At 72.7% G+C, this 17,705-nt stretch carries 19 protein-coding genes; 10 read left to right on the top strand and 9 right to left on the bottom strand.

The window, feature by feature from the left end:
- The first annotated feature begins 8 nt into the window (after window positions 1–8).
- The 10 genes from bchZ (at window position 9) to JI742_RS05170 (ending at window position 8,600) form a co-directional block, all read left to right on the top strand.
- Window positions 9–1,508, top strand: a complete 1,500-nt coding sequence (gene bchZ / locus JI742_RS05215) for a chlorophyllide a reductase subunit Z (protein ID WP_201824545.1) — start codon at window positions 9–11, stop codon at window positions 1,506–1,508.
- A 135-nt stretch (window positions 1,509–1,643) separates the two neighbouring features.
- Window positions 1,644–1,790, top strand: a complete 147-nt coding sequence (pufB, locus tag JI742_RS05210; RefSeq protein ID WP_201824543.1) for a light-harvesting antenna LH1, beta subunit — start codon at window positions 1,644–1,646, stop codon at window positions 1,788–1,790.
- 60 nt (window positions 1,791–1,850) lie between these two features.
- On the top strand, window positions 1,851–2,075 hold the full coding sequence (locus tag JI742_RS05205; protein ID WP_201824542.1) for a hypothetical protein: 225 nt from the start codon (window positions 1,851–1,853) through the stop codon (window positions 2,073–2,075).
- Between the two features lie 13 nt (window positions 2,076–2,088).
- On the top strand, window positions 2,089–2,286 hold the full coding sequence (gene pufA / locus JI742_RS05200) for a light-harvesting antenna LH1, alpha subunit (RefSeq protein WP_201824541.1): 198 nt from the start codon (window positions 2,089–2,091) through the stop codon (window positions 2,284–2,286).
- Between the two features lie 153 nt (window positions 2,287–2,439).
- A complete protein-coding gene (gene pufL, locus JI742_RS05195) occupies window positions 2,440–3,285 on the top strand; it encodes a photosynthetic reaction center subunit L (protein WP_201824540.1) in 846 nt (281 codons plus the stop codon).
- A gap of 41 nt (window positions 3,286–3,326) precedes the next feature.
- Entirely contained in the window at window positions 3,327–4,307 is a 981-nt protein-coding gene (gene pufM / locus JI742_RS05190) for a photosynthetic reaction center subunit M (protein ID WP_201824539.1), read from the top strand.
- Window positions 4,304–5,344, top strand: a complete 1,041-nt coding sequence (gene pufC / locus JI742_RS05185) for a photosynthetic reaction center cytochrome PufC (RefSeq protein ID WP_201824538.1) — start codon at window positions 4,304–4,306, stop codon at window positions 5,342–5,344. Before pufM ends, pufC begins: the two co-directional genes overlap by 4 nt.
- 16 nt (window positions 5,345–5,360) lie before the next feature.
- Complete coding sequence (locus JI742_RS05180) at window positions 5,361–6,191, top strand: spheroidene monooxygenase (RefSeq protein WP_350309631.1); 831 nt, start codon at window positions 5,361–5,363, stop codon at window positions 6,189–6,191.
- Window positions 6,181–7,755 carry a 1-hydroxycarotenoid 3,4-desaturase CrtD gene (gene crtD, locus JI742_RS05175; RefSeq protein ID WP_201824537.1) on the top strand — a complete coding sequence of 525 codons (1,575 nt, stop codon included), beginning with the start codon at window positions 6,181–6,183 and terminating at the stop codon, window positions 7,753–7,755. Before JI742_RS05180 ends, crtD begins: the two co-directional genes overlap by 11 nt.
- Window positions 7,641–8,600, top strand: coding sequence for a carotenoid 1,2-hydratase (locus JI742_RS05170; RefSeq protein WP_350309630.1), 960 nt, complete (start codon window positions 7,641–7,643; stop codon window positions 8,598–8,600). Before crtD ends, JI742_RS05170 begins: the two co-directional genes overlap by 115 nt.
- A gap of 43 nt (window positions 8,601–8,643) precedes the next feature.
- Here the strand turns inward: JI742_RS05170 and JI742_RS05165 are convergent, their stop codons facing one another.
- From JI742_RS05165 to bchM, 9 genes are read right to left on the bottom strand one after another with little or no spacing between them, the layout of a single operon-like run.
- Window positions 8,644–9,762 carry a phytoene/squalene synthase family protein gene (locus JI742_RS05165; protein ID WP_201824535.1) on the bottom strand — a complete coding sequence of 373 codons (1,119 nt, stop codon included), beginning with the start codon at window positions 9,760–9,762 and terminating at the stop codon, window positions 8,644–8,646.
- Window positions 9,759–11,411, bottom strand: coding sequence for a phytoene desaturase family protein (gene crtI, locus JI742_RS05160; protein WP_236676790.1), 1,653 nt, complete (start codon window positions 11,409–11,411; stop codon window positions 9,759–9,761). The genes JI742_RS05165 and crtI overlap by 4 nt, the downstream gene beginning before the upstream one ends.
- 43 nt (window positions 11,412–11,454) lie before the next feature.
- Window positions 11,455–12,267, bottom strand: a complete 813-nt coding sequence (gene puhE / locus JI742_RS05155) for a putative photosynthetic complex assembly protein PuhE (RefSeq protein ID WP_201824533.1) — start codon at window positions 12,265–12,267, stop codon at window positions 11,455–11,457.
- A gap of 25 nt (window positions 12,268–12,292) precedes the next feature.
- Entirely contained in the window at window positions 12,293–13,411 is a 1,119-nt protein-coding gene (acsF, locus tag JI742_RS05150; protein ID WP_236676789.1) for a magnesium-protoporphyrin IX monomethyl ester (oxidative) cyclase, read from the bottom strand.
- Window positions 13,408–13,917, bottom strand: a complete 510-nt coding sequence (gene puhC / locus JI742_RS05145) for a photosynthetic complex assembly protein PuhC (protein ID WP_201824531.1) — start codon at window positions 13,915–13,917, stop codon at window positions 13,408–13,410. Before puhC ends, acsF begins: the two co-directional genes overlap by 4 nt.
- Before the next feature lie 27 nt (window positions 13,918–13,944).
- A complete protein-coding gene (gene puhB / locus JI742_RS05140) occupies window positions 13,945–14,655 on the bottom strand; it encodes a photosynthetic complex putative assembly protein PuhB (RefSeq protein ID WP_350309629.1) in 711 nt (236 codons plus the stop codon).
- On the bottom strand, window positions 14,652–15,419 hold the full coding sequence (gene puhA / locus JI742_RS05135; RefSeq protein ID WP_201824529.1) for a photosynthetic reaction center subunit H: 768 nt from the start codon (window positions 15,417–15,419) through the stop codon (window positions 14,652–14,654). Before puhA ends, puhB begins: the two co-directional genes overlap by 4 nt.
- Window positions 15,420–15,465: 46 nt before the next feature.
- Window positions 15,466–16,950 (bottom strand): BCD family MFS transporter, encoded by a 1,485-nt coding sequence (locus JI742_RS05130; protein ID WP_350309628.1) that lies wholly within the window; start codon window positions 16,948–16,950, stop codon window positions 15,466–15,468.
- The gene (bchM, locus tag JI742_RS05125) at window positions 16,947–17,693 is read right to left on the bottom strand and encodes a magnesium protoporphyrin IX methyltransferase (RefSeq protein ID WP_201824527.1); all 747 of its coding nucleotides are present in this window, start codon (window positions 17,691–17,693) and stop codon (window positions 16,947–16,949) included. The genes JI742_RS05130 and bchM overlap by 4 nt, the downstream gene beginning before the upstream one ends.
- Between the last annotated feature and the right edge of the window lie 12 nt (window positions 17,694–17,705).

Here is a 17,705-nt window from a genome sequence, read left to right as displayed (position 1 = left end):
CGGGAACCATGCTTGTCCTCGACCACGATCGTGCCGGCGGCTACTGGGGCGCAGTCTATGTCTTCACGGCCATCAAGGGCCTGCAGGTCGTCATCGACGGCCCGGTGGGCTGCGAGAACCTGCCCGTCACCAGCGTCCTGCACTACACCGATGCGCTGCCGCCGCATGAGCTGCCCATCGTCGTGACCGGCCTGGCCGAGGAGCAGCTCGGCCGCGAAGGCACCGAAGGCGCGATGAAGCGCGCCCATGCCGTGCTCGACCCCGACCTGCCCAGCGTGGTGGTGACCGGCTCGATCGCCGAGATGATTGGTGGCGGCGTGACGCCCGAGGGCACGACCATCCAGCGCTTCCTGCCGCGCACCATCGACGAGGACCAGTGGCAGTGCGCCAACCGCGCCCTGCTGTGGCTGTGGCAGCAGCACGGCCTGCGCCATGTTCCGGCGCGCAAGCCTTTCGCGGAACGGCCGGCAGGCGAGCGCCCGCGCGTCAACCTGATCGGCCCCAGCTACGGCATGTTCAACGGCCCCAGCGACGTGGCCGAGGTCGTGCGCCTGGTGCGCGGCATCGGCGCCGAAGTGAACATGGTCTTCCCGCTCGGCAGCCACCTGGCCGATGTGAGCCGGCTGGTCGAGGCCGACGTGAACATCTGCATGTACCGCGAGTTCGGCCGCCTGCTCTGCGAGGCGCTGGACCGGCCCTATCTGCAAGCCCCCATGGGCCTGCACAGTACCACGGCCTTCCTGCGCAAGCTGGGCGAGCTGCTGGGCCTGGACCCCGAGCCCTTCATCGAGCGCGAGAAGCACACCACGATCAAGCCGGTCTGGGACCTGTGGCGCAGCGTCACCCAGGACTTCTTCGGCACCGCCAGCTTCGCGGTGGTGGCCGGCGAGACCTACAGCCGCGGCCTGCGCCACTACCTGGAAGACGAGCTGGGCCTGCCCTGCCGCTTCGCGGTGTCGCGGGTGGCTGGCGCCAAGACCGACAACGCGGCGATCCGCGACCAGGTCGCCCGCAAGACGCCGCTGATCCTCTTCGGCAGCATCAACGAGCGCATGTACCTGGCCGAGGCTCAGGCCATGAGCTCGGGCGGCCACGGGCCGCGGGCGGCCTTCATCCCGGCCAGCTTCCCCGGTGCGGCGATCCGCCGCGCCACCGGCACGCCCTTCATGGGCTATGCCGGCGCGACCTATGTGCTGCAGGAAGTCTGCAACGCCCTGTTCGACGCGCTCTTCCACATCCTGCCCCTGGCGGGCGAGATGGACCGGGTCGAAGCCACGCCGGCCCGTCGCGGCCTGGCCTGGAGCGATGCGGCCCAGCAGCGCCTCGACGCTGCGGTGGCGCAGCAGCCGGTGCTGGTGCAGATCTCCGCGGCCAAGCAGTGGCGCGATCGCGCCGAGCGCATCGCCGCACGCGATGGCGCCGCCCAGGTCGAGACCGACCACGTCGCCCAGACCCTGGGCAGCGCGCCGGATGCCGGCACGCTGTCCCCACGCACGGTGCCCGCGTGAGCGCGGCCACCCGACCCCATCTGCATCCGGCAGTTTCGCGGATCGCCCCCCATGTCACGGCATCCCGCCGCGGCTGCCCATGTTGCGCGGGCCTGGCGCACACCGGCCGAAGGGCCGTTCTTGAGGAGCACATCCATGGCTGAGAAGAGGAGTTCGATCTCCGGCCTCACCGACGAAGAGGCCCAGGAGTTCCATCAGTACTGGACTCAGGGTTTCGTGGGCTTCACCGTGATCGCGGTGGTGGCCCATGTCCTGGTCTGGGTCTGGCGTCCCTGGCTGTGATCGTCTGACGCCACCCCCGTGAGCGTTCTGTCCCCCCTTGGTTCAAGCAGGAGAGCTTCCATGCCCCAGACCCTTCATACCCCGCCCGTCAGCCTGCTGCCGGGCGATGGCGTGACGTTTCGGCTGATCTTCGTGGTCGCATTCCTGCTGCTGTTCGCGCTGGCACTGATGGCCCAGGTCGTCGGCCTGCACTGGCGCGAATGGCTGCCCGGGGCGGAGGACCGAGCGTCCTTGCCGGGAGGTGTGCGATCGGCGGTCTACACCTTCATGTCCTATCTCGTTTAAGGAGCACCCCAACATGTGGCGCATCTGGCGTTTGTACGATCCCCTCCGGGCCATGGTGGTCCAGGGCATCTTCCTGTTCGGCCTGGCCGCGATGATTCACCTCATCCTGCTGAGCACGAACAAGTTCAACTGGCTCGACGGTCCCAAGGCGGCCGGCACGGCGGCGGTCACCCAGCCCGCCCTGCCGCAAGCCGTGGCTTCGCTGAAGTAAGACCGGACGCTCCCGCGTCAGTCGTGAGCCGAAGCCGGGCCGGTCCCTGGGACCGGCCCCTTCCCTCCGGCTGCATGTGAGAACCCCTCCCCCACCCCACAAAAGAACCGGTGCCTGCGCATGCGCGGCCGCACACGGTTGGAGGACGTAACCATGGCCCTGCTCAGCTTCGAGCGAAAGTATCGCGTCCGCGGCGGCACGCTGGTTGGCGGCGACCTGTTCGACTTCTGGGTCGGACCGTTCTACGTCGGCTTCTTCGGTGTCACCACGATCTTCTTCGCGGCGCTCGGCACCGCGCTCATCCTCTGGGGCGCCTCGCAAGGGCCGACCTGGAACCTCTGGCAGATCAGCATTGCCCCGCCGGACCTGTCCTACGGCCTGGCCCTCGCCCCGCTGATGGAAGGCGGGCTCTGGCAGATCATCACCGTGTGCGCGATCGGGGCCTTCGCCTCCTGGGCCCTGCGCGAGGTCGAGATCTGCCGAAAACTCGGCATGGGCTACCACGTGCCCGTGGCCTTCTCGGTCGCCATCCTGGCCTACGTCACCCTGGTGGTGGTGCGGCCGGTGCTGATGGGCGCCTGGGGCCATGGCTTCCCGTACGGCATCTTCAGCCACCTCGACTGGGTGTCGAACGTCGGCTACCAGTACCTGCACTTCCACTACAACCCGGCGCACATGCTGGCGGTGAGCTTCTTCTTCGCCTCCGTCTTCGCGCTGTCGCTGCATGGTGGCCTGGTGCTCTCGGCCACCAACCCGCCCAAGGGTGAGCGGGTCAAGACGCCGGAGTACGAAGACACCTTCTTCCGCGACACGATCGGCTACTCGATCGGCACGCTGGGCATCCACCGCCTGGGCCTCTACCTGGCGCTGGCCGCGGTCATCTTCAGCGCCCTGTGCATCGTCCTGTCGGGCCCCTTCTGGACCCAGGGCTGGCCGCAGTGGTGGACCTGGTGGCTGAACCTGCCCATCTGGAGCCAGTGGCCGCTGCCGGCCGCCTGAGCCTCGAACCCTCCCAACGAACACGCCGAGGAGCAGCCGCGATGGCGCACTACCAAAACCTCTTCACTGCCGTGCAGGCGGTGGGCCCCGTGCACCATGGGGTGCCGCTGGGGCCGGGCAACAGCCCGCGCACCGGGGATGTCCCCTGGATCGTCCATCTCGCCGGCCGCATCGGCAATGCCCAGATCGGACCGATCTACCTGGGCGGCCTGGGCCTGGCCTCGCTGATCCTCGGCCTGATGGCCTTCTGGATCATCGGCTTCAACATGCTGGCCTCGGTCGACTGGAACCCCATCCAGTTCGTGCGCCAGCTCTTCTGGCTGGCGCTGGAGCCGCCGGCGCCGGAGTACGGTCTGTCGATCCCGCCGCTGAACAAGGGCGGCTGGTGGCTGATCTGCGGCCTCTTCCTGACCGCCTCGCTGCTGCTGTGGTGGGTGCGCATGTACCGCAGGGCGCGCGAGCTGGGCCTGGGCACCCACATCGCCTGGGCCTTCGCGGCGGCGATCTGGCTCTTCCTGGTGCTGGGCTTCTTCCGCCCGGTGCTGATGGGAAGCTGGAGCGAGGCGGTGCCCTTCGGCATCTTCCCGCACCTGGACTGGACCGCGGCCTTCTCCCTGCGCTACGGCAACCTGTTCTACAACCCCTTCCACGCGCTCTCGATCGCCTTCCTCTACGGCTCGGCCCTGCTGTTTGCGATGCACGGCGCGACCATCCTGGCGGTGGGCCGCTACGGCGGCGAGCGCGAGATCGAGCAGATCACCGACCGCGGCACCGCCAGCGAACGCGCCGCGCTGTTCTGGCGCTGGACCATGGGCTTCAACGCGACGATGGAATCCATCCACCGCTGGGCCTGGTGGTTCGCCGTGCTCTGCCCGCTGGCTGGCGGCATCGGCATCCTGCTGACCGGCACCGCCGTCGACAACTGGTACCTCTGGGCCGTCAAGCATGGCGTCGCCCCGCCCTACCCGGCCGTCTTCCCGCCGGTCACCGACCCCGCCCTCAGCCTGGGAGCCCCGCAATGAAGCGTCACGCACAACGTTGGGCGTCGCTGGCCGCCCTGGGTCTGATGACCCTGCTCGCCGGCTGCGAGCGACCGCCGGTCGAGACCGTGCAGCGGGGCTTCCGCGGCACCGGCATGGAACTGGTCTACAACCCCCGCACCGTGGCGGCCAACCTCGACAAGCACAAGCTGCCCGAGGCCATTCCCGCCGCCGACACCAGCGACCCCAACGAGCCCCTGGCCCGCGACGTCTACCAGAACGTCAAGGTGCTCGGCGACCTGAAGGTCGGCGAGTTCAACCGCCTGATGCTGGCCATGACGAACTGGGTCGCGCCGGACAAGGGCTGCGTCTACTGCCACAACGCGGCCAATTTCGCCGACGACAGCCTTTACACCAAGGTCGTCGCGCGCCGCATGGTCGAGATGACCCAGACCATCAATGCCGACTGGAAGCCCCACGTCGCGGCCACCGGCGTCACCTGCTACACCTGCCACCGCGGCAAGCCGGTGCCCGACAAGATCTGGTTCGCGCCGCTGACCGGCGCCAAGGGTGCCGACTTCATCGGCGGCGACCGCACACAGAACACGGTGGCCGACGAGGTCGACAAGAGCTCGCTGCCGCTCGACCCCTACACCGCCTACCTGCTCAAGGACGCGCCGGTGCGGGTCAATGGCAGCACCGCGCTGCCGCTGGCCGGCCAGGCCTGGTCGGAGAAGGCGCCCATCCAGGCGGCCGAGGGTACCTATGCCTTCATGATCCATTTCTCCAAGGCCCTGGGCGTCAACTGCACCTACTGCCACAACAGCCGCAGCTTCAGCACCTGGGAAGGCGGCCCGCCGCAGCGCGTGACGGCCTGGCACGGCATCCAGATGGTTCGCGAGCTGAACAACGAGTACATGGTGCCGCTCACCGACATCTTCCCCGCCTCGCGGCGCGGGCCGACCGGCGACGTCGCCAAGATGAACTGCGCCACCTGCCACCAGGGCGCCTACAAGCCGCTGCTGGGTGCCAGCATGCTGCAGAACCATCCCGAGCTGATCGGCGCGAGCGCGCGCTGAGCCCCGGATTGCGGCCGTGGACACGCAGAAGGTCGGTGCCGCCCCGGCGGCGGCATCGCCCGGTGGCCTGAAGCGGCCGGCGGGCGAGCAGCCGGCCCGGGCCGCTGGCGGCGGGCGCGTCGAGGCCGCCGCCCTGCCGCTCACCCTGGTGATCCTGCTGGCCGACTTCGGCGGCGCCGACCGCTGGTGGGGCTGGGGCCGCTTTCTCTTCGGAACCCGCGCGGCCCGGCGCGCCGCAGCCGATCTGTGCTTCGTGCGCCAGATGGGCAGCGGCCACCGCGGCGGCTTCGGCCTGCGGCCCGACCTCGGCCTGCAAGCCCTGTGCTGCGGCTTCCGCAGCCCCGCCGCTGCGCTGGCCTTCGCCCAGGGCAACCCCCTGGTCGAGGCCTACCGCCGGCATGCCCGCGAGCTGGCCCTGCTGACCCTGCAGCCCTGGCAGGCCAAGGGCCGCTGGGGCGGGGTGGCGGTCGCGCCGCAGGGCGAGGCCCCGGCCGAGGGGCCGATCGCGGCCCTCACCCGGGCCTCGATCCGGCCGCGCGCCGCCCTCGACTTCTGGCGCCATGCGCCGGCCGCCCAGGCCGGCCTCGCCCAGGCCGAGGGCTGCCTGATGGCCGTGGGCCTGGGCGAGGCCCCGCTGCTGCGTCAGGCGACCGTGAGCCTGTGGCGCAGCGTGGCCGACATGGACGGCTATGCCCGCCGCGGCGGCCACCAGGCCGCCATCCAGGCCGCACGCGCCGGCCAGCACTTCAGCGAATCGATGTTCCTGCGCCTGCGCCCGCTGGCGCTCGACGGCGTCTGGCAAGGCCGGGCGCTGCGCCTGGACGGGACCGCGCGCCATGCCGGCTGAAGCGCCCGTCCTGGTGGTCGGGGCGGGCATGGGCGGGCTCAGCGCCGCGCTCATGCTGAGCGCCCGCGGCCTGCCGGTGACGGTGGTCGAGGCCGGCCTGGCGCCCGGCGGCAAGGCCGGCACCGTGACGGTGGACGGCGCGGCAGTCGACGCCGGCCCCACGGTCTTCACCCTGCGCAAGGTCTTCGACGCGATCTTCGAGGCCGCCGGCAGCCGGCTCGACGACCACCTCCGCCTGCAACCCCTGTCCATCCTGGCGCGCCACGCCTGGCCCGACGGCAGCAGCTTCGACCTGCTGGCCGATCCGGCCGCCGCGCTCGATGCCGTAGCCGCCTTCGCCGGCCCGGCCGAGGCGCGCCGCTATGCCGCTTTCTGCACCGAGGCCGAGGGCCTTCTGCGCCTGCTGGAAGGCCCGGTGATGCAGGCCGAGCGGCCCACGCCCTGGGGCCTGATCCGCGCGCTGGGGCCCAGCGGCCTGGCCCGGCTGAGCGCGCTCGGCCCGCTCAGCAGCCTGGCCAGCGTGCTGGGCCGGCGCCTGCACGACCCGCGGCTGCGCCAGCTCTTCGCACGCTACGCCACTTATTGCGGCGGCTCGCCCTGGCAAGCCCCGGCCACGCTGATGCTGGTGGCCCAGGTCGAGCGCGAAGGCGTCTGGCAGGTCGAGGGCGGCATGCATGCCCTGCCCCGCGCGATGGAAGCCCTGGCCCGCGCCCGCGGCGTGCAGTTTCTGTACGGCGATGCGGTCGACCGCATCGAGCTGCACGACGGCCGGGCCAGCGGCGTGCAGCTTGCCTCGGGCCGCCGGTTGCGCGGTGCGGCCGTCGTCTTCAACGGCGATGTGCGCGCCCTGGCCGAAGGCCGCCTGGGCGAGGCGGCACGGCTCGCCGTGCCGTCGCAGCCGGCCGGCCGGCGCTCGCTCTCGGCCCTGGTCTGGAGCGCGCGGCTGCGCACCCGCGGCTTTCCGCTGGTGCGCCACAACGTCTTCTTCAATGCCGACTACCGCCGCGAGTTCCGCGACATCTTCGGGGCCGGCCGGGCGCCGTCGCAGGCCACGATCTATGTCTGCGCCCAGGACCGCGACGACCGGGGCCGGCCGCCGGCCGGGGACGCACCGGAGCGGCTGCAAGTGCTCGTCAACGCCCCGCCGACCGGCGACCACGCCGGGGCCTGGGGCCCGCAGGAGATCCAACGATGCGCACACCTCACCTTCGCGCGGCTTCGCGCAGCCGGCCTGGAGACGGACGGGCCGGCGGAGGCCCTCACGCTGCGCAGCCCGGCGGACTTCAACCGCCTCTACCCGGGCACGGGGGGGGCGCTGTACGGCATGGCGACGCATGGCTGGGGCGCGATCTTCCAGCGCCTGGGGGCGAACAGCCGGGTGCCGGGCCTGATGCTGGCGGGCGGCTCGGTGCATCCGGGGCCGGGCCTGCCGATGGCGGCCTTGTCGGGGTGTCGCGCGGCCGAGGCCGTGATGGCGCACCTCGCTTCGACGCGGCCGTTCCGCCGGGCGGCTACCTCTGGTGGTATGTCGATGCCCTCAGCGACGACGGGCGCCACGGACTGACTCTGATCGCCTTCGTCGGCAGCGTCTTTTCGCCCTACTACGCCCGGGCGCGCGGCCGCAGCGGCCTGGCCGACCCGGAGAACCACTGCGCGCTCAATGTCTCGCTCTACGGCCCGGCGCGGCGCTGGACCATGACCGAGCGCGGCCGCGGCCAGGTGCGGCGCGACGTGCAGCAGTTCCAGATCGGCCCCAGCCAGATGCGCTGGACCGGCCAGGCCCTGGAGATCGACATCGACGAGCGGGCCGTGCCCCTGCCGCAGCGCGTTCGCGGCCGGGTGCGGCTGTGGCCGCGCGCGCTCAGCCCGCAGCTCTGGCCGCTGGACCGCGCCGGCCGCCATGGCTGGGGGCCGATCGCGCCCAGCGCGCGGGTTGAGCTCAGCCTCGATGCGCCCGCGCTGAGCTGGTCGGGCGAGGGCTATCTCGACAGCAACGAGGGCGAGGAGCCGATCGACCGGCCCTTCCTGCAATGGGATTGGTCGCGCGCCCACCTCAGCGGCGGACGCAGCGCCGTGCTCTACGAGCTGGAAGAACGCGACCACAGCCAGCGCCTGCTCGCCCTGGCCTTCGACCGCCACGGCCAGGCCCAGCCCTTCACCGCCCCGGGGCCGCAGCGGCTGGCGGCCAGCCCGATCTGGCGCATGCCGCGCATGATCCGCGGCGAGGCCTCGGCCACCGCCCGGGTGGAGCAGACGCTGGAGGACACGCCCTTCTACAGCCGCTCGCTGGTGCAGACGCGGCTGCTGGGCGAGAACGTCACGGCCTTCCACGAAAGCCTGAGCCTGCCGCGCCTGGTGCACGGCGCGACGCAGTGGATGCTGCCCTGGCGCATGCCGCGCCGCGCCTGAGCGGCCCGGCGGGGCCGCCGGGCCGGGCGCGTGCGGCGGAAGCTCAGCCCAGATGCGGCGGCAGGCCGCTGGCGCCGAGCTGGGGGTAGCGGCGCAGGGTGGTGCGCTCGCAGAGGTCCAGGCTCCAGACCATGCGCTCGGCCAGGCTGCGGCGGCGTGCAGGACGCGCGCGCTCCTGCGGCAGCGCCCGGGCGGCGCAGGCTTCCAGCAGGAAGACGATCGCCGGCAGCGGCGCCGGCGAACGCAGCGCCAGCCGGCTGCGGCCACCCCGGCCGGCCAGGGCCTGGCCGATCAGCAGCAGCTTGCGCGGGCCCGAGACCACGGCCCGCCGGCCCACCGCATCCAGGCCGCCGCGCTCCAGCTCGCGGCCGATCTCGGCATAGATGAGCCGCGCCGCGCGGATCGCCAGGCGGCAATCCGGCGGCAGGTCGGCCACGCCGGCCTCGGCGCGCTGGTAGAGCGTGTCGGCCGCGGCCAGCAAGCGGGCGATGACCTGGGCCAGCGCCGGCCCGAAGACCGGCCGGGCCAGCCAGGCCTCGGGGTCCAAGCCAGCCTCGACCAGCCACTGACGCGGCAAGTAGAGCCGGCCGCGGCGGGCGTCCTCGCCCACGTCGCGGGCAATGTTGGTGAGCTGCATGGCCACGCCCAGCTCGCAGGCGCGGGCGAGAGTCTCAGGCTGCTGGCGGCCCATCAGCCAGGTCATGGCGGCGCCGACGCTGCCCGCGACCCGCGCGGCATAGGCCTCCAGCTCAGGCAGGCTGGTGTAGCTGCGGCCCTCGGCATCCCAGGCAAAGCCTTCGATCAGGGCCTCGATCAGGGTGCGCGGCAGGCCGCTGGCGGCCACCACCTCGGCCAGCGCGCGGTCGGCCGGCACGGGGCCGGGCCGGCCGGCCCAGATGCGGTCGACCCGGTCGAGCAGTTGCGCCACCGCATCGGGCGGCGCGCTGGCCTCGTCGATCAGGTCATCGGCCACCCGGCAGAAGGCATAGAGCGCAGCCGCCGGCCCGCGCAGGCGCTGCGGCAGCAGGCGCGAGGCGGCGAAGAAGCTGCGCGAACCGCCGCGCATCAGCGCTTCGCATGCGGCGCCGTCGGCAGAGTCAGCGGCGGAATCGACGGACGCGGTGGCATCGTCCGCCAGGGACGGGCTGAGGACCGCGCTCATCGCGTGAGCCTCGCCGTAGCATGCGACGGGCGGGCGAGCGCCCCCGGATCGGGCAGCACCGTCTGCAGGGCCTTGGCCGACATCAGCACGCCCGGGATGCCCGCGCCCGGATGGGTGCCGGCGCCGACGAAGTAGAGCGCGTCGATGTCCTCGCTGCGGTTGTGCGGCCGGAAGCCGGCGCTCTGCATCAAGGTGGGCTCCAGGCCGAAGGCGGCGCCCTGGTGGGAGCGCAGCTCGTCGTGGAAGTGCTGCGGCGTCATCAGCCGCGAGACCCGCAGGTGCTGGCCCAGGCCGGGCAGCACGGTGGCTTCGAGCCGCTCCTGCACGGCCTGGCGGTAGCGCTCGGCCACCTCGGACCAGTCGGTGCCGCTGCCCAGGTGGGGCACGGGCGAGAGCACGTAGAAGGTGTCCATGCACGGCGGGCCCATCGAGGCATCGGTCGCTGTGGGCCGGTGCAAGTAGAGGCTGAAGTCCTCGGCCAGGTGGTGGTGCTTGAAGATGTCGTCAAGCAGGCCGCGGTAGCGCGGGCCGAGCACCATCATGTGGTGCGGCACCTCGGGCCACTGCCGGTCGGTGCCGAAGTACCAGACGAAGAGGCTCATCGAGTGATCCGCACGCTCGACGCGCTCGTCGGTCCAGCGCTTGCGCCAGCGCGGCTCGATCAGCTTGCGCTGGGTCCAGGCCACGTCGCTGTTGCAGACCACCACATCGGCAGGCAGGTGCCGGCCATCGGCCAGGCTGACGCCGGTCGCCCGCGGGCGGCGGCTGCCGGCCTGGGCCTGGATGTCGATGCGCGTGACCTCGGCGCCGGTCTCCAGCACCACGCCGCGTTCGCGCAGCAGGCCGACCAGGCCCTGGACCAGGGCCCCCGTGCCGCCCTTGGCCCAGTGCACGCCCCAGCGTCGCTCCAGGGCGTGGATCAGCGAGTACACCGCCGTGACCGAGAAGGGGTTGCCGCCGATCAGCAGCGATTGCAGGCTGAAGACCATGCGCAGCCGCGGGTCGCGGAAATGCTGGGCCACCAGCGCGTGCAGGGTGCGCCAGCCCTGCATGCGGACCAGGTGCGGGATGGCGGCCAGCAGGTCGCCGGTGCTGTCGAAGGCCTTGGCGCCGAGCTGGCCGAAACCCAGGGCCCAGCAGCGGTCGGCATGGGCGCTGAAGCGCTCGTAGCCGGCCAGGTCGCCGGGCGCCAGGCGGGCGATCTCGCGCCTCAGGGTCTCGCCGTCGCTGCTGTAGTCGAAATGGCTGCCGTCGTCGAAAAGGATGCGGTAGCAGGGGTCGAGCTTCTGAAGCTCGACATCGTCGGCCAGGCGGCGGCCGGCCAGGGTCCACAGCTCCTCGAAGAAGTGCGGCACGGTGACGATGGTCGGCCCCATGTCGAAGACATGGCCGTCCTCGCGGAAGACCCGGGCCCGGCCGCCGAACTGGTCCAGCGCCTCCAGCACGGTGACGCGGTAGCCGCGGCAGGACAGGCGCAGCGCAGCGGCTAGGCCGCCGAAGCCGCCGCCGATCACCAGGGCATGCGGCGCCTCGGGGCCGGGCAGGGGCGGCGGGCCGGCGGGCGGCGCATCCAGGGCGGGCCGGGCGGGGCCGGTCCAGCCCGGGGTCTCGGCCATCAGGCCGAGTCGGTCGAGCCAGGGGCCGCTCATCGGATCGCTCCGGTGCAGGCGGCGGGTGCCGGTTGGGCAGGGTTCATTGCGGTCGACCAGGTTCGGGGCGGCCGGCCGGCATGGCCCAGCGCCAAAGGGAATTCAGGGCCCCGGCCGGCAGGGGCAGCACCAGAAGGACATGCTCGACCAGGCCCAGCCCGATCAGCGCGATCACCAGCCAATGGCCGAAGGCCTCGCCCGGCGGCAGCAGCCGGGCGCCGGCGACCAGCTCGTTCACCAGCCAGGCGCCGCCCAGCAGCGAAGCCGGGAGCAGGGGGTTCATGCCGCGCCGCCGGAAGTAGCTGCGCAGATGGGCCAGGCGCGCGGGGAGGAAGTCCTCGCTGAAATTGCGCACGCCCAGGAAGAGGTTGAGCTTGGCCGACAGCCGCAGGCCCCAGAGGGCGGCATAGGTCCAGGCGCCGACCGGGTTGGGCGTGTCCCAGCAGGCGGCGGCCAGCAGCAGGCCGCAGGCGATCAGGGCCAGCTCATGCCATGCGATGACGGCCACCGCCTGGCGCCAGCGCCGCCAGGTGCCGAAGGCCGCCGTGCAATCGCCCTGGCGCGGGCCGGTGAGCCGGCCCGAGAGGAAGGCCAGCTCATGCCAGCCCCACAGCGCCACCGCGGCGGTGAAGCCCAGCGTGGCCGCCAGCGGGCCGGGATGGTGCGCCGCAAGCACCACACCCAGCAGGGCCAGCAGGCCGGCGACGGCATGGCCGGGCACCGGCGCGGGCGGGCTGCGGCGGCCGGGTGCCGCCTCCAGCATCAGGACCAGGCCGGTGCCGAACCACCAGACGAAGGCCGCATAGGCCAGCGCCGCCAGCACGGGCGCCCACAGGGGCAGGCTGTCGAGGTTCATGCGGCGCGACCGGGTGCGGAAGCGCTCACCAGGCCGGAGCCACGCGGATCTGCGCCGGCAGGGCGTGACGGTCCACCGGATGCAGGTAGAGCCGCGCGAAGCAGACCAGGGCCTGCGCCGCCAGCCCGGCCTTGCTCAGCGCGCCGACGAGACCGCCGCGGGCCTTGGCCACCTCCATGCGCGCGGACAGGTCGACCAGGCGGCGCAGCCCGGCGCGGAAGGCCGGGGCATCGGTCTGAAGGCTCAGGGGGAAGACCTGGCGCGAGATCTCGGTGGTGATGCGGAAGACGGTGAAGTCGTAGTCGTCCGAATCCAGGCCCATGGCCTCGTGCAGGGTGGGCCGGGTGTGGTCGCGCACATACATGGTCGCGTAGACGGCCAGCAGGAAGAAGCGCACCCACAGCAGGTTCAGGCCGCGCAGCAGCTCGGGCTGGGCGCGCAGGATCAGGGCGAAGCTCTCGCCGTGGCGGAATTCGTCATTGCACCAGCGCTCGAACCAGCGAAAGATCGGATGGAAGCGCTTGTCCGGATGGCGCTCAAGCTGCCGGAAAATGGTGATGTAGCGCGCGTAGCCGATCTTCTCGGACAGGTAGGTCGCGTAGTAGATGAACTTGGGCTTGAAGAAGGTCGCGGCCTTGGTGCGCTTGAGCGCGCCCAGGTCCACGCCCATGCCGAAGTCCTTGAGCGACTGGTTGATGAAGCCGGCATGGCGGGCCTCGTCGCGGGCCATGTAGCGCATCAGGGCCTTCAGCTCGGGATGCTCGACGCGGCGCGCCACCTCCTGGTAGAGCACGCAGCCCGAGAACTCGCTGGTGACCGAGCTGATCAGGAAGTCCAGGAACTCCTGCCGCAGCAGCGGCGACCAGTCGGCCTGCGCCGCCGCCAGCTCGGGGCCGAAGGCCTCGTCGCGCTGGAAGTGGTCGTGGTTGTTGTCGCCTTCGTACTCGGCCATCATCGCGTCCCACTCGGCACGCACGCCCGCCAGGTCCAGCCGGTCCATGGCGGCGAAGTCGGTCGTGTAGAAGCGCGGGCTCAGCAGGCTGTTGGCGCGGGCGGCTTCGGTGGCGACCTCGGCCGTGCCCTTGGGCATGCTCGCGGCAAGGTCCTCGCTGGAGGCGGTCGCGGCCTGGGCAGGGTGGTTCATGTGGGGCTCCGGTTCGAGGCGGGGACGGGTGCGGCCAGGGCGGCCGGCCGGGCGGCCTGCAGCAGGCGGTCGAAGGCGGCGGCCGGCGCGCTGCCGAAGGCCGCCAGGTCCAGGCGGATGCCGGTGACCGGGTCGGCCAGGGTCAGGCGCTGCTGCGGATCGCGGCCCAGCAGGAAGGGCTGGTCCGGCCCCAGGCCGCGGCGCTGGCGTTCGCGCGCCAGCACCCGCAGGGCGCCGCGCACGAAGCCCAGCTCGCCGTGCAGGGCCTGCACGGTGCGGCCGGTCTGGGCGTCGCGCACCTCGATGCCGCCGTCGGGCTGGTCGAGGAAATGCAGCGCCGGGCCGTCGATCGCGGTCTGCGTCTCGGCCGCCGTCTCGCCGGGCGGAGTGGACGGCCCCATCCAGCGACCGGCGCCGGCCGCGAGCAAGCTGGCCAGCAGCAGGCCGGCGACGGCCAGCAGGGCGCCGCGGGGCACCGTCACTTCATCGTGGTGGGAGGCAGACATGGGCGGCAGCGTCAGGGGGCAAGGGGATCAGGACCGCTGGCCGGCGAAGGCGCCGCCCAGGGGGGACGACTCCGGCTCGGGGCGAAGGGCCGGGGCGGCAGCCGCCGCAGCGCGCTGGGCCGGATCGGCCAGCGCGGCAGCCCGCCAGGCCTCGGTGAGCTGGGCCGCCACCGCCGTCACCTGCGGGATGCAGCGCAGCGTGGGCTGGGCCCGCGCATAGGCCCAGGGCCGGGCATGCGGCCACAGGTGCAGCCAAGCGATGCGGGCGTTGTCGGGCAGGGCCAGGGGCAGGTCGCCGTAGCCCTTGGGCAGCTCGCGCAGGCTGGCGCCGGCCAACACGCGCAGCGGCAGGTTCAGCGTCAGCGTCAACACGATGCCGATGCGCATCACCACCCGGCGGTTGGTCAGGGTGTAGAGCGTGGTGCGCGCCGTCATCCAGCACCACAGGCCGAGCAGGCCCAGGCCGAGCGTGGCCAGGGCCAGGGCCGGCACCAGGGCCAGCAGCAGTTCGCCGGTCGGGCCGATCTGCTCGGCCAGGTGCATGGCCTGCAAGCCGATCAGCACGGCGAAATAAGCCGCCACCTTGGGCAGGTGGAAGACCCGCCGGGCGAGCTGGCCGGCATCCGGCGCGCCCTGCCAGAGGATCCGCTCGTCGGACGGCAGGGTCTCGGGCAGGCCGGGGGCGGCCTCGAATTCATGCTGGTGCGGCGTCATCGCCGGCGCGCGGACGGCCTTCACACCAGGGGCTCCTGGCGGGCCGGCGTGGCGTAGAGCGTGCCGGCGCCGTAGTAGGCGCAGACCTTCTCTTCTTCCAGCAGGGTGATGCGGTCCGGGTGACGGGTGCGCGGCACGCCATCGAGCTGGTGGCCGAGCACGGCATCGACCTCGATGCGGTCGCGGCGCACCTTGGCGAAGGCCATGGGCACGAGGATGTGCGGGCCGTGGGCGGCGCCGGGCACGTCGACCTCAAGGTAGCGGAACAGCATTTCGCTGCGGTCCACCCACAGGTCGCTGACATGGCCGGCCACCACGCCATCGGCGCCCACCACCGGCAGGCCGCGCGGGTCGCGGTCCTGGCGGGCCACGCCGTGGTCGGCGGCCACGCGCAGCGGGACGATCTTGATGTCGCCGTCCATGGTCAGGTCGGGCACGTCGGCACGCATGGCATAGCTGCCCGGGCCGACGAAAGCCTGCATCGGATCGCCGTCCGGCTCCAGCGGCGCGCCGCTGCCGGGGCGGCCAGGGCTGGCCTTGAGCGGCGGCTCGCCCGAGGGGCCGGGCGGCACCTGCACCGAGCCGCCATGCGGCAGCAGGTAGGTCTTGGGCGAGGCGACGGGCCAGCCGGCGATCTTCTGCTTCAGGCCGTGGCCCGAATCCATGGGATAGCCCTCGCGGTGGCTCTCGCGCTGGAGGTAATAGATCAAGCCGAAGAAGAAGGCCCAGAACAGGTACAGCACGATCTGGGCGACATCGACGTACTGGGTGATGGCGGCGGTTTCCATGGAGGGTCTCCTGGGGGATGGAGGGCGCTTGAAGGGCTGAGCGAACTCAGCCGGGCAGCCGGGCCAGGCCGAAGCCGGCTTGCGGATCGGGGGCCCGGTCGGCACCCGGGGGGGAAGGGTCGGCGGGCGCGGCGATGCGCGCGGCCCGCACCAGCGGCCCGATCGCCACCAGGGTGGCGAAGAGCAGCAACAGTTCGAGGTGGTAGATGGCGCCGTAGCCGGCCGAGGCTTCGTTGAGCGCCACGCCCAGGTGGCCCTGCAGGGCCAGGCCGGAGAGCAGGTCGCGCAGCACGCCGCCGAAGGCGATCGAGGCGCCGGCCACGGTGGCCTGCACGGCGCCCCAGGCGCCCAGGGCCAGGCCGGTCTCGCGCAGGTTGGCGCGGCCCAGGTCCATGGCCGCGCTCAGGGTGCCGACGGCGAAGAAGCCGCCGCCCGCACCGATCAGCACGGTGCCCAGGCGGAACAGGCCGGGCGCGCCCAGCGGCGCGGCCAGGATGACCAGGGCAAAGGCCGGCAGGCCCAGCACCGCGCCCCAGGCCGCCAGGCTCAGCGGGTTCACGCCCCGGCCGAGCAAGCGGGCCGAGAGGCCGAAGGCCGCCAGCGCGCCCAGGGCCATCAGCGCGGTGAGCAGGCTGGTCTGGCTCACGCTCAGGCCCAGCACCTCGCCGCCATAGGGCTCCAGGATGATGTCCTGCATGTTGAAGGCCGCCGTGCCCAGGCCCACCACCCACAGGAAGCGGCGCGCCCGGCCGCGGGCCAGGAACTCGCGCCAGCCGGTGCGGAAGGCGGGGGCCGCATCCTCGCGGCTGCGCGGCCGGCGCGGCTCCTGCTTCCACAGGGCGACCAGGTTCAGCAGCAGGGCCAGCGCCGCCGCGCCCTGCACCACCTGGATCAGGCGCACCGGCGTGAAGTCGGCCAGCAGCAGGCTGAAGACCAGGCCGCTGGCGATCAGGCCCAGCAGCAGCATGGTGTGGAGCAGGGCCACCACCCGCGGGCCCTGGGCGGGCGGCGCCAGGTCGGTGGCCAGGGCCAGGCCGGCGGTCTGCGTCATCTGCATGCCGGCGCCGACCAGCAGGAAGGCCAGGGCGCCACCGACGGCGCCGAAGGTCTGGCCCTTGAGCCCGCCCTCGCCCAGCAGCAGCAGGGCGAAGGGCATGATGGCCAGGCCGCCGAAGAGCATCAGGCTGCCCAGCCACAGATAAGGCACGCGCTTCCAGCCCAGGGCCGAGCGGTGGTGGTCGGAGCGGAAGCCGATGAAGGCGCGGAAGGGCGCGGCCACCAGCGGCAGCGCCACCATCAGCGCGACCAGGCCGGCGCTCATGCCCAGCTCGACGATCATCACCCGGTTGAGCGTGCCCACCAGCAGGGCCGTGGCCATGCCCACCGAGACCTGGAACAGCGCCAGGCGCAGCAGCCGCGGCAGCGGCAGGCTGGCCGAGGCGGCATCGGCAAAGGGCAGCCAGCGCGGCCACTGCCGCGCCCACCACTGGGCCAGCGGCGAGGGCTTGCGGGGCGTGCCGGCCGGCTTCACCGGTGGAACTCCTGGGCCTGCGAGATGTAGAAGCCGGCATTTACCCGGGCCTGGCGACCGGCCGTCCAGGCGGCCAGGGCGGGCTGCTCGGCCAGGCGGCGCAGCACCTGGGCCGGCGCGAAGGGCTGCAGGGCCGGCGAGCGCTCGCTGCGCGGAAAGCAGCGACCCAGGGTGTGCATGGCCGCCAGCAGCGGCGTGCGCGGCGCGTAGGTGAAGAGGATGCGGCCGCGGGTGCGCGGCGCCAGCGCGGCCAGCGCGGTCACGGCATCGACGAGGCGGTAGTGGATCAGCGAGTCCATCGCCACCACATGGTCGAAGCGGCCCAGCGCCGGGTCAGTCGCATCGCCGCTGCGCCAGTCGATCTGCGCGGCGACATCGGCCGGGCAGCGTTCGCGGCCCAGTTGCACCAGGGTCGGCGACAGGTCGACCGCCACCACCTCGGCGCCGCGCCGCGCGGCCTCCACGGCCAGGGCGCCGGTGCCGCAGCCCAAGTCCAGCAGGCGCTGGCCGCGCAGGTCGGCCGGCAGCCAGTCGAGCAGGGTGGCGCGCATGCGGTCGCGGCCGGCGCGCACGGTGGCGCGGATGCGGCCCACCGGCGCCTCGGAGGTGAGCCGCGCCCAGGCCTGGGCGGCCGTGCGGTCGAAGTAATGCTCGACGGCGGCGCGGCGGCGCAGATAGGCCTCGTCGGCCTGCGGCGGGGCGAAGCCAGCGGCGGGCCGGGGCGAAATCAGGGGATCGTTCATGCGCGGCCTGCC

The organism is Piscinibacter lacus, assembly GCF_016735685.1.
GTDB lineage: Bacteria > Pseudomonadota > Gammaproteobacteria > Burkholderiales > Burkholderiaceae_C > Aquariibacter > Aquariibacter lacus.
The sequence above is the reverse complement of the archived record's forward strand: the minus strand, read 5'-3'. Positions and strand labels throughout refer to the sequence as shown.

Excerpts from the sequence above, each read along its gene's own strand:
- puhE (WP_201824533.1), bottom strand. The coding sequence starts at position 12,267 with ATGAACCTCGACAGCCTGCCCCTGTGGGCGCCCGTGCTGGCGGCGCTG.
- puhC (WP_201824531.1), bottom strand. The coding sequence starts at position 13,917 with ATGTCTGCCTCCCACCACGATGAAGTGACGGTGCCCCGCGGCGCCCTG.
- acsF (WP_236676789.1), bottom strand. The coding sequence starts at position 13,411 with ATGAACCACCCTGCCCAGGCCGCGACCGCCTCCAGCGAGGACCTTGCC.
- crtD (WP_201824537.1), top strand. The coding sequence starts at position 6,181 with ATGCCGGCTGAAGCGCCCGTCCTGGTGGTCGGGGCGGGCATGGGCGGG.
- crtI (WP_236676790.1), bottom strand. The coding sequence starts at position 11,411 with ATGAGCGGCCCCTGGCTCGACCGACTCGGCCTGATGGCCGAGACCCCG.
- bchZ (WP_201824545.1), top strand. The coding sequence starts at position 9 with ATGCTTGTCCTCGACCACGATCGTGCCGGCGGCTACTGGGGCGCAGTC.
- pufC (WP_201824538.1), top strand. The coding sequence starts at position 4,304 with ATGAAGCGTCACGCACAACGTTGGGCGTCGCTGGCCGCCCTGGGTCTG.
- pufL (WP_201824540.1), top strand. The coding sequence starts at position 2,440 with ATGGCCCTGCTCAGCTTCGAGCGAAAGTATCGCGTCCGCGGCGGCACG.
- puhA (WP_201824529.1), bottom strand. The coding sequence starts at position 15,419 with ATGGAAACCGCCGCCATCACCCAGTACGTCGATGTCGCCCAGATCGTG.
- bchM (WP_201824527.1), bottom strand. The coding sequence starts at position 17,693 with ATGAACGATCCCCTGATTTCGCCCCGGCCCGCCGCTGGCTTCGCCCCG.
- pufB (WP_201824543.1), top strand. The coding sequence starts at position 1,644 with ATGGCTGAGAAGAGGAGTTCGATCTCCGGCCTCACCGACGAAGAGGCC.
- JI742_RS05205 (WP_201824542.1), top strand. The coding sequence starts at position 1,851 with ATGCCCCAGACCCTTCATACCCCGCCCGTCAGCCTGCTGCCGGGCGAT.
- pufA (WP_201824541.1), top strand. The coding sequence starts at position 2,089 with ATGTGGCGCATCTGGCGTTTGTACGATCCCCTCCGGGCCATGGTGGTC.
- pufM (WP_201824539.1), top strand. The coding sequence starts at position 3,327 with ATGGCGCACTACCAAAACCTCTTCACTGCCGTGCAGGCGGTGGGCCCC.
- JI742_RS05165 (WP_201824535.1), bottom strand. The coding sequence starts at position 9,762 with ATGAGCGCGGTCCTCAGCCCGTCCCTGGCGGACGATGCCACCGCGTCC.